14 protein-coding genes are annotated in these 15,465 nt (G+C 67.5%); 7 read left to right on the forward strand and 7 right to left on the reverse strand.

Features of this window, described 5'->3' with window-relative positions:
• Positions 1-145 precede the first annotated feature (145 nt).
• The 3 genes from ABIA33_RS29405 to ABIA33_RS29415 all read right to left on the reverse strand — a co-directional run bounded on the left by ABIA33_RS29405 (position 146) and on the right by ABIA33_RS29415 (position 1,426).
• Complete coding sequence (locus ABIA33_RS29405; RefSeq protein ID WP_370085699.1) at positions 146-733, reverse strand: TerD family protein; 588 nt, start codon at positions 731-733, stop codon at positions 146-148.
• A 90-nt stretch (positions 734-823) separates the two neighbouring features.
• On the reverse strand, positions 824-1,069 hold the full coding sequence (locus ABIA33_RS29410) for a hypothetical protein (protein WP_370085700.1): 246 nt from the start codon (positions 1,067-1,069) through the stop codon (positions 824-826).
• Positions 1,070-1,138: 69 nt separating this feature from the next.
• Complete coding sequence (locus ABIA33_RS29415; protein WP_370085701.1) at positions 1,139-1,426, reverse strand: hypothetical protein; 288 nt, start codon at positions 1,424-1,426, stop codon at positions 1,139-1,141.
• A 54-nt stretch (positions 1,427-1,480) separates the two neighbouring features.
• On the opposite strand from ABIA33_RS29415, the gene ABIA33_RS29420 reads away from it, so the two are divergent.
• Complete coding sequence (locus ABIA33_RS29420) at positions 1,481-2,212, forward strand: MerR family transcriptional regulator (protein ID WP_370085702.1); 732 nt, start codon at positions 1,481-1,483, stop codon at positions 2,210-2,212.
• Between the two features lie 167 nt (positions 2,213-2,379).
• On the opposite strand, the gene nhaA is transcribed toward ABIA33_RS29420, so the two are convergent.
• Both nhaA and ABIA33_RS29430 read right to left on the reverse strand, forming a co-directional pair.
• Positions 2,380-4,269 carry a Na+/H+ antiporter NhaA gene (nhaA, locus tag ABIA33_RS29425; protein WP_370085703.1) on the reverse strand — a complete coding sequence of 630 codons (1,890 nt, stop codon included), beginning with the start codon at positions 4,267-4,269 and terminating at the stop codon, positions 2,380-2,382.
• Positions 4,270-4,417: 148 nt separating this feature from the next.
• Positions 4,418-4,618, reverse strand: coding sequence for a hypothetical protein (locus ABIA33_RS29430; RefSeq protein ID WP_370085704.1), 201 nt, complete (start codon positions 4,616-4,618; stop codon positions 4,418-4,420).
• A gap of 499 nt (positions 4,619-5,117) precedes the next feature.
• Here ABIA33_RS29430 and ABIA33_RS29435 point away from each other — a divergent pair, with 499 nt between their 5' ends.
• From ABIA33_RS29435 to ABIA33_RS29445, 3 genes are all read left to right on the forward strand, one after another.
• Positions 5,118-5,594, forward strand: a complete 477-nt coding sequence (locus tag ABIA33_RS29435; RefSeq protein WP_370085705.1) for a hypothetical protein — start codon at positions 5,118-5,120, stop codon at positions 5,592-5,594.
• A gap of 225 nt (positions 5,595-5,819) precedes the next feature.
• The gene (locus tag ABIA33_RS29440) at positions 5,820-8,861 is read left to right on the forward strand and encodes a glycoside hydrolase family 48 protein (RefSeq protein ID WP_370085706.1); all 3,042 of its coding nucleotides are present in this window, start codon (positions 5,820-5,822) and stop codon (positions 8,859-8,861) included.
• A 179-nt stretch (positions 8,862-9,040) separates the two neighbouring features.
• Positions 9,041-9,364, forward strand: a complete 324-nt coding sequence (locus ABIA33_RS29445; RefSeq protein ID WP_370085707.1) for a hypothetical protein — start codon at positions 9,041-9,043, stop codon at positions 9,362-9,364.
• A gap of 101 nt (positions 9,365-9,465) precedes the next feature.
• Here ABIA33_RS29445 and ABIA33_RS29450 read toward each other — a convergent pair whose 3' ends face one another.
• Positions 9,466-10,938, reverse strand: a complete 1,473-nt coding sequence (locus ABIA33_RS29450) for an endo-1,4-beta-xylanase (RefSeq protein WP_370085708.1) — start codon at positions 10,936-10,938, stop codon at positions 9,466-9,468.
• A 218-nt stretch (positions 10,939-11,156) separates the two neighbouring features.
• Positions 11,157-12,173, reverse strand: coding sequence for a LacI family DNA-binding transcriptional regulator (locus tag ABIA33_RS29455; protein WP_370085709.1), 1,017 nt, complete (start codon positions 12,171-12,173; stop codon positions 11,157-11,159).
• 195 nt (positions 12,174-12,368) lie between these two features.
• Between ABIA33_RS29455 and ABIA33_RS29460 the strand changes: the two genes are divergently transcribed.
• Genes ABIA33_RS29460 through ABIA33_RS29470 form a run of 3 tightly spaced genes read left to right on the forward strand, consistent with a single transcriptional unit; the run spans position 12,369 to position 15,462 of the window.
• Entirely contained in the window at positions 12,369-13,703 is a 1,335-nt protein-coding gene (locus ABIA33_RS29460; RefSeq protein ID WP_370085710.1) for an ABC transporter substrate-binding protein, read from the forward strand.
• A gap of 11 nt (positions 13,704-13,714) precedes the next feature.
• A complete protein-coding gene (locus ABIA33_RS29465; protein WP_370085711.1) occupies positions 13,715-14,644 on the forward strand; it encodes a carbohydrate ABC transporter permease in 930 nt (309 codons plus the stop codon).
• The gene (locus ABIA33_RS29470; protein ID WP_370085712.1) at positions 14,644-15,462 is read left to right on the forward strand and encodes a carbohydrate ABC transporter permease; all 819 of its coding nucleotides are present in this window, start codon (positions 14,644-14,646) and stop codon (positions 15,460-15,462) included. The genes ABIA33_RS29465 and ABIA33_RS29470 overlap by 1 nt, the downstream gene beginning before the upstream one ends.
• The last annotated feature ends 3 nt before the right edge of the window (positions 15,463-15,465 follow it).

The raw sequence follows: 15,465 nt of genomic DNA on the forward strand, positions 1-15,465 counted from the left end.
ATGCCCGTTTCGCCCCCGTCGCATCAGCGGCGGGGGCGAAACCGGTGTCTATGCAGGGGTTGTGAAGGCAGCGGGCGGGACGGCAGTAGTGGGGCCAGGAGCCTCGGTGCAGGCAGCGGCGCGACGGTTGAAGTGGTCAGACCGCTCAGTGGTTCATAGCGAATCGCAGCAGGGCCTGAATGCTGCCCTGCTCGACATTGCCCCGGGTATTGACAACCTCCAGAGTCCAAGAGGTGCCCGCGCGCACAGCCTTGGCGACCGCGATGGCGTTCCCCGTGCCCAGCAGACTCGGCCAGATATCGGCCACGACGTCCATCGTGCCGCCGGTGCCGTCGTACACCTTGCAGCTCACTTTGGCGGCTTTCTCGAAGGAGGTGCCCTTCTTGAAGGCTGCGATGGTTATCAGAACAGCCGAGATGTGGGCCGGGATTCGGTTCAGCTCCATCCGAATGAACTCGTCGTCGCCGTCGCCCTTGCCGGTTTGGTTGTCGCCGGTACTGGTGACGCTGCCGTCATCCATGGCGTCGGTGACGTCCAGGCCGACGTAGCGCACCGGCTGGCCGTCCTGGTCGAGCAGGATGCCGAAGGCGTCCAGGTCCACGCCCCGGCGGCGCTTGGCGTAGCCCAGGAGGCCGCCGGAGCTGCCGCCGGTGGTGTCCCACGAGAGACCCATTCCCAGGATGGTGATCCCGGACAGGTCGTTCGCTCCGTCGCCCTTGGTGAGCGTAGTCATCGGGGTCTTCCTTCTCTCTGGTGGATGGAACAGGCGACGGCTGTCGTCCTCTGGTCGTGCTTCTTGGTGCGGTGCGGACATCATGCTCTATCAGTTGTCAGTGCCAGGGCGCGGGGCCGACCTGCGAGGCCCACCCGGCAAGGGCGTGCTCGACATCTTCGCCGCCACCGGCCCCCGGCACCCGGATGGTGGAGTTGTCGCCTGCCCGGACACCACCTCCGCGGACTCCAGCCGCGCCACCGCGTCGTCGATTTCGGCGAGCTCCCTGCGCAGCCGCTCGGCGCGATCGGCCAGCACCACCCGACGCTGCGTCACCCGCAGCAGCACATCCGCCATGTGCAGCCCCTTCCGTGTCCCTCTCCACGGAGGGCACGGAGGCGGCTCTGGCCCGGCAGGGCGATTGCCTCAATCCCGATGCTCGTCGGCCGGTGCGTTCAGCAGCCGCTCCAGCTCGTCCCCGGCCTCGTCGTACCCGGCGTCTGAGATCCGTTGCAGCTCGCGCAGGTCGCCGGCCGCGACGGCGCGTCGCGTGAGCAGGAATCCGGCGTGCATGGATCCCTCGTCCAGAAGTTCGCCCAGCTCCCCGAGGTCGCCGTCTGCGTCGGCAAGGTCGGCCAGCCGGTCCAAGGCGGTCTCGTTGCCCTCGTCAGCCAGCTCGCGCAGGGTCACCCGATCGACATTCCTGTTCACCATGCCGCCATACTGCAACCCTGCCCCAGGGGAAAGGTCAAATGGGACGATGGCTGGGTGATCACTATCGGGCAGCTGGCCGGGTACGTCGGAGTGTCGACCAAGACCATCCGCGTCTATCACGACAAGGGACTACTTCCGGAGCCCGAGCGTGACGCGTCCGGCTACCGACGGTACGGCGCGCGCGACGCCATCGACCTGATCAAGATCAGGACCCTCGCCGAAGCCGGCGTTCCCCTGGCCCGCATCCGGGACCTGAAATCAGCGACCGACGACGAGTTCCAGCAGGCGCTGCGCGAGATCGACGACGGGCTCACCGCTCGCATACGTGGCCTGCGGGCGACGCAGCAGCGCCTGCGCCAGCTCGCCGCCGGGCGTCTGGCACCGCTCCCCACCGAGGTCAGCAACCATCTGGAGCACCTGACCCGCTTGGGATTCACCCCTCGATGGGTGGACCTGCAACGCGATCTGTGGATCCTTGTGTTCGCCACCCACCCGGACCTCGCAACCACTCTGTTCCACGACCAGGCCGAGGCCCTGGCCGACCCGGCGCTACGGCAGCTCTTCCTCGACTACGACCACGCGCACGACCTCGACGCCGACGATCCCCGCATCGACGACCTCGCCCACAGGATCGCCGAGGCGACCCGGGAACGCTACGGCCCCGACAACCTGCCCGGGCAGGACGCGGACTCCGAGATCCCGGCCCTGGTCCAGGGCACGGTCAATGCCTCGTCCCCGGCATGGCAGCGACTCGACTCCTTGATTCGCGAACGACTGGACGTTTGACAGGCCGCCGGACTGGCGGTTGCCGCCTGTGGAGACGGTGTAAGACCTCGACGGAGCACTTCGGGCGGGCAGTCGTCGATGAAGCAGGAAACGTCCCAGCCGCCGCGCACACGCGCAGCGGCTCGGCCGCGAGGCTGCGCGGATTCCTTCGTTCACGCGGGGGGAAGTCACGATGTGATCGTCGCTCGTGCCTGCGCGGCCCTCACCGCCGTGGTGAGCGTGTCGATGTCGTAGGCGCCGTGGTGGCGTCTGCCGTTGATGAAGAAGCTGGGGGTGCCGGACACGCCGCTCAGATCCGCAGAGTCAATATCCTCTGCGATTCGCGCGGCAGCGGTATGACAGCGCAGGTCCTTGGAGAACCACTCGATATCCAGGCCGAGATCGGCCGCGTAGCCGATCAGATCTTGCAGCGCGAGCGCGTCCTGGTGTTCCAACAACAGGTCGTGCATCGGCCAGAACGCACCCTGCCTAGCCGCCACTTCGGCGGCCTCGGCCGCGAGTTGGGCATGGGGATGCACGTCGGTCAGCGGCAGGTGCCGCCACACGTAGCGCACCTCGCCCGAGTCGGCGAGCAGTTCCCGCACCACCGGCTCGGCCTGCCCGCAGTAGGGGCACTGGAAGTCGCCGTACTCGACGATCGTGACCGGTGCGTCGGCCGGGCCGCGCACATGGTCCCGGTGGGGGTCCACGGGAACCGCCAGATCGACGATGAGGTCCGCGGTGCCCAGCAGCAGCCGGTGGCGCAGCTTGTCGGGCAGCAGCGCAGTCACCTGGAACACTGTCCACGCCACAGCCGACGCCCCCACCGCGGCTGACAGCACACCGAGCTTGGCCTGCTCGAGCTCGGTGCCCTGGAACGCGAGCGAGGCGATCAGCAGAGACACGGTGAAGCCGATCCCGGCGGCCGCGCCCGAACCGACGGCACCCGCCCAGCCCACCGGGGGACGCACCCGCCCTCGGCTCAGCCGGACGAGCAGCCATGCGGCGCCCACCGTGCCCACCGGCTTGCCCACCACGTACGCGATCAGGATCCCCAAGGTGATCCGCGAGGTGTAAGCGCTGGCCAGGAAGCTCCCGCTGACCGTGATGCCGGCGTTGGCCAGGGCGAACAGCGGCACGATCACATAGCTGGTCCACGGGTGGAGCACCTGCTGGAGTCGGTCGTTGGGAGAGATCGCCGCCTTCACGCCCTCGCGCGCGGTCCGGGCCAGCTCGGCCGTCGGCTGCTCACGGAAGAGCCGGAACAGGTCGGTCGCCTGTTCCAGGTCGTCGCGCGCGGCCGGGTAGGCGTAGGTGAGCAGCCCGATCGCCAGGCCTACCGACACCGGGTCGACGCCGGACTTCAGCACCGCGACCCAGGCCCCGAGCCCGAACACGAGGTACGCCGGGCCGTAGCGGACACGACGCCGGCGCAACAGCAGGATCAGGGCCAGGAAGCCCAGCCCGGCCAGCAGTGCCGTCACCTGGATTCGGCCGCTGTAGGCGAACGCGATGACAATGATTCCGACGAGGTCGTCAACGACGGACAGGGTCAGCAGATAGGTGCGCACCCGGTCGGGCAGACCCCGGCCGACCAGAGCGAGGGCGCCGAGCGCGAACGCGGTGTCCGTGGTCATCGCCGTACCCCAACCGCGCGCCGACGACTGGCCCGCGTTGACAGTCAGGTAGATCCCGACTGGCACCAGCGTTCCGCCGACCCCGGCCAGCAGCGGTAGCAGCAGCCTGGCGCGCTCGCGCAACTCGCCCATGTCGAATTCCCGGCGTGCCTCCAGACCGACGACCAGGAAGAAGAACGTCATCAGCCCGGAGTTCACCCAGCCGCGCAGATCCAGCGACACCCCGGCATGCCCGACACTGACCGACACGGGGGTGGTCCACACCGTGGCATACCCGGACGGGCTGATGTTGGCCCAGGCCAGCGCTGTGATCGTGGCCGCGAGCAGTACCGCCGCGCTGCCGGTCTCGGTGCGCAGGAACTCGCGCAAAGGGGTACGCAGACCCCGCACTGGAGTCGTCGCCCGCGACACCGCCGGCACTGGCACCTGCGATTCGGCCATATCCGGATTCTCCCCGCCCCGAACGTCAGACGAGCACACGCCATCCCGGCTGCGTGTGGTTGGGAGACAGCACAGGAGAGATCGTGTCCGTAGCCGCCCAGTATGCCCTGGTGGGAGGTGCCGATGCTGCTATTGGTACTGATGGTGTTCAGGTGCCCGCGCTGGTATCGATCTTGCTGGCACGTTCGTGGGCTGCGGGCAGGACACGGCGCAGACAAAAGTGGGAGCGCTCCCGATGGTCGAGCGAATCCGGCAACCCGTCAAGGGTTTTGACAGTGGTCAGTAAGTCGAGTTGGCGGCGGGAGTCCATCCAGCCGCTCGCGCGCAGCGGCTGACGTTCGTTCGACAAGTGAAGGATGCGAGACCCCTTGACGCTCCTCGGGTCTCCTGACTTCATTTGACATGGCGTCATGAAGGCGGCCTCGCTGCGGGAGTTGAACAAACGGATCCCCGCTGAACCGGCGCCGCCACCCCCCTTTTCGTCCACTCCATGAAGGGTCTTCTTCCGTATGATGATGGGAGCGCTCCCAAATCGGGCAAGGCGGACGGCACTGCGGATCGGGTTGGCCTCGGCTGGGACCGCGATGGCTGCTGCGTGTCTCGCCGGGTGCGCGGCGGCGCACCCGGTGCCTCCGCCGCCGAGCGACGCGGCGGGCCTGTTGGCCGACGCCGCCGGGCATCTGGACGCAGTGACGACCTTCCGACTCACCCTGGACACCAGTGTGCCGACTGCGCAGCCCACCGCGACGCCAGGCCCGACGACGGCGCCAGGACCGGGTGCGACGTCGAAATCGCCGTACAGAATCAGCCTGAGCGGTATGTGGGATGTGGCGGCACACGATGCCCGCATGCAGGGAACCCTCAACGGCACCGCCTCGACGATCCTTGCTGCGGACGGTGTCGAATACATCTCGTTGGTGGCGGGCAGCGGGGCGCCGGCCGGGAAAGCGTGGCTGAAAGTGGACGGGGGCGACGGAACCTTCGGGGCGTTCTCCGATCCGCATCTGGTGGCGCAGCTACTCCGCTCCTATCACGGCCTCAAGCTCAGTACGGCGGGTCACGTCGAGGGGACGATCCTGACCGCCGAGGCCGACCAGCACATCGCGGACCCCAATCTGATCGCGTCGCTGGCCGGCTATCCCGACACCATCACCTTCGAGGTGGCCACCGACGCCTCCGGCGCACCCACGCGAATCGTCTTCCGCCTCGCAGGGGACTCGGCCAAGACATCAGGGTCCGTCCAACTGCTCGACTTCGGGGCCGCCGCGCCGACGGTCCAGGTGCCGACAGCCGACCAGGTCGTCGAGGCGCCGTCCCATGGGTGAGCGCCCGTCCAGCACACCGATCGGCGGCTAGCACAGGTCGGCGGCCGGTCGAGGAGTTGGGCATCGCGATGACGCGCTCCCTGATGCAACGGACCGGCGGCGTCTTCGCCGTGTGGAACCACACCGAACCTGACACCGAACCGGTGGTCCGCGACTGCGGTTGACCACCGGCCCCCGATGTCCGCGCCGCGTGCGGCGTGGCTGTGCCGCGTGCTCAGCGCGGCCATGCCGACGTGTCCTCAGGCCCTGCGGACCGGCGGCTCACCACCCAGGGCCACTCGTGAACAGGGAACAGGAACAGAAGGGATCAGGAAGACCGTGAGAAGAAGCAGAATCAAGATCGGCCGATGGCGTTCGTTGGCTGTCGGGCTGTGTTTGGCGCTCGGACTGGGCGTGGTCGCCTCCGTGCCACAGGCGGCGCAGGCGGCTGCCGTCCAGTGCCAGGTGACCTACAGCACGTCGTGGGACTCGGGCACAGGCTTCGGCGCGAACGTGGTCATCAAGAACCTGGGTGCCGCTTGGACCAGTTGGACGCTGGGCTACTCCTATGCCGGGAACCAGACGCTGCAGAGCGGGTGGAACGGCACCTGGACGCAGTCGGGCCAGAACGTCACCGTGAACAGTCTCTCCTGGAACGGCAACGTGGCCACGAACGGCACGGTGGCTCCGGGTGCCAACTTCACCTACAACGGAACCAACACCGCACCGACGGTGTTCACCGTCAACGGCACGGTGTGCAATGGTGCCCACACGCCGCCGGCGGTCGCGCTGACCAGCCCGACCGCGGGCGGGGCATACACCGCGCCGGCCACCATCCCGATGGCGGCGACCGCGTCCGCCAGCGACGGCGCGACGATCACCAAGGTCGAGTTCTACAGCGGAACCACGCTCGCGTGCTCGGCAACCGCCGCCCCGTACGCGTGCAACTGGTCCGGGGTGGCAGCGGGCAGCTACTCGATCACCGCCAAGGCCTACGACAGTCAGGGCTCGACCTCGGTCTCCGCACCCGCGGGCGTGACGGTCTCGGCGACCCCGAGCGTCATGGTCAACCCCACCACGATCAGCGTGCCGCAGGGTTCGAGCGGCACGATCGCGGTGAGCCTGTCCTCGGCGCCGACCGCCGGCGTCACCGTGACCACGACCAGAACCGCAGGCAACACAGGTCTGTCGGTCACCGCGGGCGGATCGCTCACCTTCACCACGGCCAACTGGTCGACTCCCCAGAACGTCACCGTCACCGCGGACGCGAGCGGTACCGGTGCCGCGACGTTCACCTCGACCGCCACCGGCTACACCGCCAGTTCGGCCCAGGTCACCGAACTCGCTGCCCAGGGCGTCTACGAGCAGCGGTTCATGACGCTCTACAACAAGATGATGAACCCGGCCAACGGCTACTTCAGCCCGCTGGGCATCCCGTACCACTCGGTCGAGACGCTGATCATCGAGGCGCCGGACTACGGCCACGAGACAACGTCCGAGGCGTGGAGCTACTACATCTGGCTCACCGCCACCTACGGAAACCTCAGCCGGGACTGGTCCAAGTTCAACAACGCGTGGGCGCTCATGGAGCAGTACATGATCCCGCAGCACGCGGACCAGCCGACCAACAGCTTCTACAGTCCGGCCAAGGCAGCCACCTACGCGCCTGAGCACCCCCTCCCCAACCAGTACCCGTCGCAGATCGACACCTCCGTGCCCACCGGATCCGACCCGATCGCCGCCGAGCTGCAGGCGGCCTACGGGACCCAGGACATCTACGGCATGCACTGGCTGGAGGACGTCGACAACAAGTACGGGTACGGCGACACCCCGGGCGGCGGCTGCGAACTGGGCCCCAACACCGGCAAGCCGTCCTACATCAACAGCTACCAGCGCGGACCCCAGGAGGGCGTCTTCGAGACCATCCCGCAGCCGACCTGCGACAACTTCGTCTACGGCGGCCCGAACGGCTACCTGGACCTCTTCATCAAGGACTCCAGCTACGCCAAGCAGTGGAAGTACACCGACGCCCCCGACGCCGACGCTCGCGCCATCCAGGCGGCTTACTGGGCCGACACCTGGGCCAAGGCGCAAGGCCAGGGCGCAGCCGTGGCGACCACGGTGGCCAAGGCCGGGAAGATGGGCGACTACCTGCGGTACTCGATGTTCGACAAGTACTTCAAGCAGATCGGCAACTGCACCTCGCCGACCGCGTGCCCGGCCGTGACCTCGGGCCGTGGCGCCGAGCACTACCTGCTGTCCTGGTACTACGCGTGGGGCGGCTCATCGGCGACCTCGGGAGGCTGGGCCTGGCGGATCGGCGACTCCGCCGCACACCAGGGCTACCAGAACCCGATGGCTGCCTACGCGCTGGTCAACGACGCTGCCATGAAGCCGCTGTCGACGACCGGAGTCAGCGACTGGACGACCAGTCTGGGTCGGCAGCTGGAGTTCTACCAGTGGCTGCAGTCCAGTGACGGTGCCATCGCCGGCGGAGCAACCAACAGCTGGGACGGCGCCTACGCCGCCCCGCCGGCCGGTGACTCGACCTTCTACGGAATGTTCTACGACCCGGCCCCGGTGTTCCACGACCCCAACTCCAACCAGTGGTTCGGCTTCCAGGCCTGGTCGCTGGAGCGGGTCGCCGAGTACTACTACACCACCGGCGACGCCCGGGCGAAGAAGGTCCTCGACAAGTGGGTCACCTGGGCCCTGTCGCAGACCACGCTCAACACCAACGGCACCTATCAGTTCCCCTCGACGCTGACCTGGACCGGCCAGCCCGACACCTGGAACCCGGCCACGCCGGGCGCCAACGCGAATCTGCACGTCACCGTCGTCGACTACACCAACGACGTCGGAGTCGCCGCCGCATACGCCAAGACCCTCTCGTACTACGCGGCCAAGTCCGGGAACACCCAGGCCAAGACCACGGCCCAGGCCATCCTCGACGACATGTGGAACAACAACCAGGACTCGCTCGGCATCTCGACCTCGGAGACCCGCAAGGACTACAACCGGGTCACCCAGGTCTACCCGACCGGCGCCAACAGTGACGGCGTTTTCGTGCCGTCCGGCTGGAGCGGAAAAATGCCCAACGGCGACGTGATCGCACCCGGCGCGACATTCCTGTCGATCCGCTCCTGGTACACCAGCGACCCGCAGTGGTCGAAGGTGCAGACCTACCTCAACGGCGGCGCCGCGCCGGTCTTCAACTACCACCGATTCTGGGCCCAGTCCGACATCGCCATGGCCCAAGCCGTCTACGGCCAGCTCTTCGGAGTCTGACCAACCGCCCGGGCCGGAGCTCCTCCGGCCCGGGCCCACTTCCGGAACCACAGCTCTCAGCCATTTGCAGCACCGCCATGGTTGAGAGAAATCACACCCCCCATCAGCTGTGGCCGTCCTGGGCGCAACTACCCTGGAATACTTGAGCTGCGGGCACGAACCACGAGTAAGGCGGGGGCATGACTGAGGTTTTGATCGAAGAGAACTTCGTGCACATCGACGGCACCGACATGAACGTCATCCTCAACCTCCTTGACCGGCTGGGACTCGAAGCCGAGCCCACCGCCCCCCGTCACGTCAGCGAACGGCACAGCTGGGTCCTCGCCCTGCACTGGCTGAGGGAGGGCCAGATATCGGAGGCGGTGGAGGCGGCCCTGCCGGGCGTGTTCGCGGAGATCAGGCAGCACTTCGTGGCAGGTGGCAAGGTACCTCCGGCACAGATCGCCGTGTACGGCCTGGACGGGCTGCTGCTGCGGAGCTTCGAGGCGGACATCGCCGCATAGACGCTCGGCAGCTCCACCGCAGAGCCTGCGGCTGAGCTGATGCGGGCAGGTGCGGCGGCCCGGTGGGCCGCCGCACCTGGGGGTTTCCGGACGCTGTTGTTTCAGCCCCTGCTGCAGGTGGAGCCGTTGAGCGTGAAGGAGCCTGGTGCCGAGGCGTTGCCGGTCTGGTTCGCCTGGAAGCCGATGGTGATGGCGGCGCCGGGTGCGAGGGTGCCGTTGTAGCTGAGGTTGGTGGACGTGACCGGCCCGGTGGCGGGGGTGATCGTGGTGTTCCAGGCGGATGTGACGGTCTGTCCGGTGGGCAGCGTGAACCGGAGCGACCAGCCGTTGATGGTGCTGCTGCCGGTGTTGGTGATGGTGATGTTCTCGGTCATCCCGGTGTTCCAGGCGCTGACGGAGTCCGCGACCTTGCACGGCCCTGCGGCGCCCGTCGCGCTCGGGGAGGGAGAGGCGGACGGGGATGCGGAGGCCGAGGGTGTCGGCGTGGGGGAGGAGGTCGACGTCGAACCGCCCAGGGCGGCCACGACGGCGTTGTAGGCAGGCTTGGGCTGGTAGTTGCCGTCGTACATGGTGGCCGCGCCGTAGCCGGAGAAGGCGCCGGGGATCCAGGAGTCGGCGTCGCCGACGCCCCACTGGGAGACGCCCACGCAGCCGCTGACCGTGAGGCAGTCGTTGACCACGGTGGCGAAGTCGCTGGCCTGCTGGGCCAGGTTGGCGCTGGAGGCCGGAAGCTGGATGCGGTCGTCCAGTTCGGTGACGGCGACGTTCACGCCGAGCGCGGCGAAGCGCTGCATGTTGGCCGCCATCGTGGTGGGGACCTGCCCGAGGATGAAGTGGCTCTCGAAGCCCACTCCGTCGATCGGGACGCCCTGGCTCTTGAGCGATTGCACCAGGCTGTACATGGCGTTGCTCTTCGCGTTCTCGCCCTCGATGTTGTAGTCGTTCAGGTAGAGCTTGGCGTTCGGATCGGCGGCGTGCGCGGTCCTGAGTGCGTCGGCGATGTAGCCGCTGCCCATCGCGGTGTAGAAGACGTCCTGGCGCAGGGTGCCGTCGTCGTTGAAGGGCTCGTTGACCACGTCCCAGGAGTAGACCTTGCCCTTGTAGTGGGTCGCCTCGGTGGTGATGTGGCTCTCCATGGCCGCCTGCACCTGGTTGGCCGGCAGGCTGCTCACCCAGGAGGGGAGCTGGCTGTGCCAGACCAGGTTGTGGCCGCGTACACGCATGCCGCTGGACTGCGCGTAGGTGACGATCTGGTCGCCGGGTGCGAAGTTGTAGCTGCCGTTGGAGGGTTCGGTGGTGTCCCACTTCATCTCGTTGCCCGGGGTGACCATGTCGAACTGACTGCTCGCCACTGAGGTGAGCGTGGAGTTGCTGAGGTTGCTCTGGGTCAGGGCGGTACCGAAGTAGACGCCCTTCGCCTCGGCCGCCGACTTGAGGCTGGTGTTGGCGGCTCCGGCCTGGCCGGCCAGCAGCAGTGTGGCAAGTGTCACCGCGCTGGCGGTGGCGGCGGCGGTCGCGAAGAGGGCGCGCTGCGCGCGCCTGGGCTGGGGGAGGCGTCGTGTCCTGACTGACACCGGCGTGGTCCTTTCCTTGACGGGTGGCAAAGAGGTGGACGTGCGGGGCGCGGGAAGCCGGGCAGCAGGGAACAGCGATACGACGCGGGCATGACATATACCCCAGCAGTCGGATCCCTCGAAAGGCCTGGGTGAAACTTTCGGAAATGCTGCCGAATTCCAGCGGTGACCCTAGGGCCGGGCTGGCGACCCGTCAACAGTCAGGGCAGGAAAAGGATTCACGGCCGCGCTGCGGCCGGGGGCGGAGCGGTGCTGCTGCGCACCACCAGGCTGGTGGCCAGGTCCACGCGCAGCGTGCTGGGCTGGTTGCCGTGGGCGAGGTCGATCACCATGCGCGCGGCAACCTCGGCCATCTCGGTGAGCGGCTGGCGGACGGTGGTCAGCGGGGGTCCGACCCAGCGGGCCACGGGCAGGTCGTCGAAGCCCACGACGCTCAGGTCCTCCGGTATCCGCAGCCCCAACTCCCTTGCCGCCTCGTAGAGTCCGAGCGCCTGCAGGTCGTTGCCGGTGAAGACCGCGGTGGGCCGGTCCGGGAGGCGCAGCAGTTCGAGACCCACCTGGTGACCTGTCTCGTGGTGGAAGTCGCCTTCGCGGACCAGGCCGGGATCGAAGGCGATGCCGGCCATGTCCAGGGCCGCCCGGTACCCGTCGATCCGGGCCCGGCTGCACATCATCCGGCGCGGGCCGGCGACCATGCCGATCCGCCGGTGGCCGAGGTCGAGCAGGTGCCGGGTGGCGGCGAGGCCGCCGTGCCAGTTGGTCGTACCCACCGCCGGCACTTCCTGGCCGGGGTCTCCGGCCGGGTCCATCACCACGAAAGGGATGTCGCGACTGGTCAACTGGGTCTGCTGGGCCCGGTCCAGCCCGGAGAGCACCAGGACCACGCCGGTGGGACGCCGCGCGAGCACCCCGTCCATCCAGGACTGCCCGAGGCTCAGCCGTCCGGAGGACTCCGACAGCACCACGCTGAGACCCTCCTCGCGCACCACGTTCTCCACGCCCCGGATGACCTCCATCGCCCAGGCGCTCTCCAGCTCGTGGAAGACCAGTTCGAGCAGCGGGCTCGACTGCGTGCTGCTGCGCCGCCGCTGATAGCCGTACTGGCGCAGCAACTCCTCCACCCGTTCGCGAGTGGCCGATGCGACATCCGCTCGTCCGTTGAGGACCTTCGAAACAGTCGGGGTCGAAACCCCTGCCTCGCGCGCGATTTCGGCGAGTGTCGCAGCTCTAGTCACGAGCCCCTCCTGCGCTGCCCTGGTAGGCGAAGTTCGCCGTAGACGATGACTGTACGGCACGGATGCCAGCTGGTCCGCGGCTTGCCGATCACCTGAGATCGATACCGTCCGGCCTCTTGACGGTCGGCGGTGAGACGCCTAAGTTTCCCACGACATTCGGCAATCTTCTCGAAACAATCGACGGATTGGCAGGCCATGGAGTCTCCTCTGACCTCTGTTCGCACTGGTGCGTCCCGCAACAGATTCGCCGCGATCGCTGCAACCACTGCGCTCGTTCTCGGGCTGACTGCGGCCTGCGGGTCCAGCGGTGGGGGCTCGTCCTCCAGTGCCGACTCGGGGACGATCCACGTGCTCGTCTACGGCGACGCCGGCAACACGGTCGAGAAGCAGATCGTCGACACCTTCAACAAGAGCTCCAAGGTCAAGGCGGTGCTGGACACCATCCCCGGCGCCGACTACCAGGCCAAGCTCAATACGATCATCAACACCCCGCAGGCCCCGGACATCTTCTTCAACTGGGGCGGCGGCAGCATCCAGCCGTACGTCAAGGACGGCCTGCTGCTTCCGCTGGACGACATGATCGCCAAGGATCCGGGGCTGAAGTCCAACTTCCTGCCGTCGGTGTTCAACACGGCGGTGGTCGACGGCAAGTCCTACGGCGTCCCGATGCGTGGCACTCAGCCGGTGCTGCTGTTCGACAACAAGAAGGTCCTCGCGGCCGCCGGCCTGAGCGTCCCGCAGACCTGGGACGACCTGGTCAACGACGTGAAGGTGCTCAAGGCCAAGGGCCTCACCCCGATCGCGCTGGGCGGCGGCGACCAGTGGCCCACGCTGATGTGGTTCGAATACATGTATGACCGGATCGCCGGGCCCGAGCTGTTCCAGAAGGCCCTGAGCGGTGACAAGACCGCTTGGGCGAGCCCCGACAGCCAGAAGGCCCTCGGCATGCTCAAGCAGCTGATCGACGCCGGAGCGTTCGGCAGCAACTTCGACTCCGTGAAGTTCACCGACGGCGGCTCCCCGGCGCTGCTGGCCAAGGGCAAGGCGGCCTTCGAGCTGATGGGCTCCTGGGAGTACTCGACCCAGCAGACGGCCAACCCGGACTTCACCAGGACGGATCTCGGCTACAGCGCCTTCCCGACCGTCAGCGGCGGCAAGGGCGACCCGACGAACGTCGTCGGGAACACCAACAACTTCTACTCGGTGCTGAAGAAGACCCAGCACCCCGACGCGGTCGCGGCCTTCCTCAAGCTCATGTACTCCGACGCCTTCGTGAAGGCGCAGTTGGCCATCGGGAACCTGCCGACCACCACCAACACGGCCAACTTCCTGGCCACCTCGGCCAACCCGGACTACTCGCAGTTCCAGTTCAACCTGGTCAAGGCGGCGCCCTCGTTCCAGCTGTCGTGGGATCAGGCGTACCCGCCGGCCGCGACCACACCGATCCACACGGCCGTTCAGGAGTTCTTCGACGGCAAGACCGACGCCAACGGCTTCATCCAGGCGATGCAGTCGCTGTCCAACTCGTGAGCACGGGACCCATGAGCCCTCTTTCCTTCGCAGCCGTGTCCGGCCGCCTCAAGGCGCGCCGGGCCGGCGTCGGGGTGACCCGCCCGGGATTCGCCTGGGCGGTACCCGCGACCGTGTTCTTCCTGCTGTTCGCGATCCTCCCGCTGGTGCTGGTCGCCGTGCTGTCCTTCACGAGCTGGGACGGCATCGCCGCGCCGCGCTTCAACGGGCTGGCGAACTGGACCAAGCTCATCCACGACCCCGTGATGATCCAGAGTCTGTGGCTCACCCTGCTGCTGACCGCGCTCGGCGTGCTGACCCAGACGCCGATCAGCATCCTGCTGGGCGTCTGGGCGGCGGGGCACCAGCGCAACCGGGCCGTACTCTCCGCGGTATTCTTCGTCCCGCTGCTGCTGTCGGCGACCGCCGTCTCCGTGGTGTGGCGGGCCATCCTCGACCCCAACTTCGGCGTTCCCTCACAGCTGACCTGGCTGTTCGGCAACGGCAACCTGCTCGGCAACCAGAGCGGCTCGATCGCGGTGCTGACCTTCGTCGGCCTCTGGCAGTTCACCCCCCTGCACGCGCTGATCTACCAGGGCGGGGCCCGCGCCGTCCCGCAGGTGCTCTACCAGGCCGCGGCGATCGACGGAGCCGGCACGGTACGGCAGTTCTTCCACATCACCCTGCCCCAGCTGCGCAACACCATGATCACATCGATGATCCTGATGGTGGTCGGCGGACTGACCACCTTCGACACGGTGCTGATCCTCACCCAAGGCGGACCCGGCACCGATACCACGGTCAGCGCCTACTACATGTACCGCAAAGCCTTCCTGAGCTTCGACTTCGGCGCCGGCTCGGCCATCGCCCTGGTCCTGGTCCTGGTCGCCACCCTGATCTCGCTGGCCGTGGTCCGACTCTCCGGCTACGACAAGATGCGCAGCACCGCGGAGGGAATCTGATGCGCCGGCGCCCCAACTACCCCGCCGGACTCGGATCCCTGGTCTGGCTCTTCCTGGTCGGTCTGCCGCTGTACGTCCTGCTGATCTCGACCTTCCGCACCACCTCCAACTACTCCAGCCAGGGACCGCTCACCTTCCCCTCGCAGCTGACCCTGCAGAACTATCTGAACGACTTCTCCAACGGCTTCGGACAGGACTTCCTCAACACCCTGATCGTCACCGTCAGCGTCGTCGCCATCGTGCTGCTCGTGGTCCCGCCCCTGGCCTACGCCATCGTGCGGGCCCGGGGCCGGAGGATCACCATCGTGTTCCGGGTGTTCCTGCTCGGCCTGGCCATCCCCGCCCAAGCGGTGATCGTGCCCATGTTCTACGTCATCAGCCAGGCAGGGCTCTACGACCACCTGATCGGCATCATCCTGCCGACCGCCGCCTTCTGCCTGCCCGTGTGCACGTTGGTACTGACCGGTTCGATGCGTGACATCACCCCCGACCTCTACGAGGCGATGGCGATGGACGGGGCCTCCCCGTGGCGGGTCTTCCTGCAGCTGGTCCTGCCGCTGTCCAGGGGCGGACTGTCCTCCGTCGTCGTCTTCGCGGCACTGCAGGCATGGAACGGCTTCCTCTTCCCGCTGATCCTCACCCAGTCCGACTCCACCAAGGTCATCACCCTCGGCCTGTACAACTTCCAGACCGAACACGGCGTCGACGTCCCCGGACTCCTCAGCGCCGTGGTGCTCTCCATGCTCCCCATCTTCATCGTCTACCTGTTCGCCCGCCGCGCCCTGGTCCAAGGGCTCATGGGGGTCGGAGGAAAGTGACCG

It is taken from the genome of Streptacidiphilus sp. MAP12-16 (assembly GCF_041262165.1).
Taxonomy (GTDB): domain Bacteria; phylum Actinomycetota; class Actinomycetes; order Streptomycetales; family Streptomycetaceae; genus Streptacidiphilus.

Coding starts and splice junctions, on each gene's coding strand:
- ABIA33_RS29405 (WP_370085699.1), bottom strand. CDS start 733: ATGACTACGCTCACCAAGGGCGACGGAGCGAACGACCTGTCCGGGATC.
- ABIA33_RS29410 (WP_370085700.1), bottom strand. CDS start 1,069: ATGGCGGATGTGCTGCTGCGGGTGACGCAGCGTCGGGTGGTGCTGGCC.
- ABIA33_RS29415 (WP_370085701.1), bottom strand. CDS start 1,426: ATGGTGAACAGGAATGTCGATCGGGTGACCCTGCGCGAGCTGGCTGAC.
- nhaA (WP_370085703.1), bottom strand. CDS start 4,269: ATGGCCGAATCGCAGGTGCCAGTGCCGGCGGTGTCGCGGGCGACGACT.
- ABIA33_RS29435 (WP_370085705.1), top strand. CDS start 5,118: ATGCAGGGAACCCTCAACGGCACCGCCTCGACGATCCTTGCTGCGGAC.
- ABIA33_RS29440 (WP_370085706.1), top strand. CDS start 5,820: ATGCCGACGTGTCCTCAGGCCCTGCGGACCGGCGGCTCACCACCCAGG.
- ABIA33_RS29445 (WP_370085707.1), top strand. CDS start 9,041: ATGACTGAGGTTTTGATCGAAGAGAACTTCGTGCACATCGACGGCACC.
- ABIA33_RS29460 (WP_370085710.1), top strand. CDS start 12,369: ATGGAGTCTCCTCTGACCTCTGTTCGCACTGGTGCGTCCCGCAACAGA.
- ABIA33_RS29465 (WP_370085711.1), top strand. CDS start 13,715: ATGAGCCCTCTTTCCTTCGCAGCCGTGTCCGGCCGCCTCAAGGCGCGC.
- ABIA33_RS29470 (WP_370085712.1), top strand. CDS start 14,644: ATGCGCCGGCGCCCCAACTACCCCGCCGGACTCGGATCCCTGGTCTGG.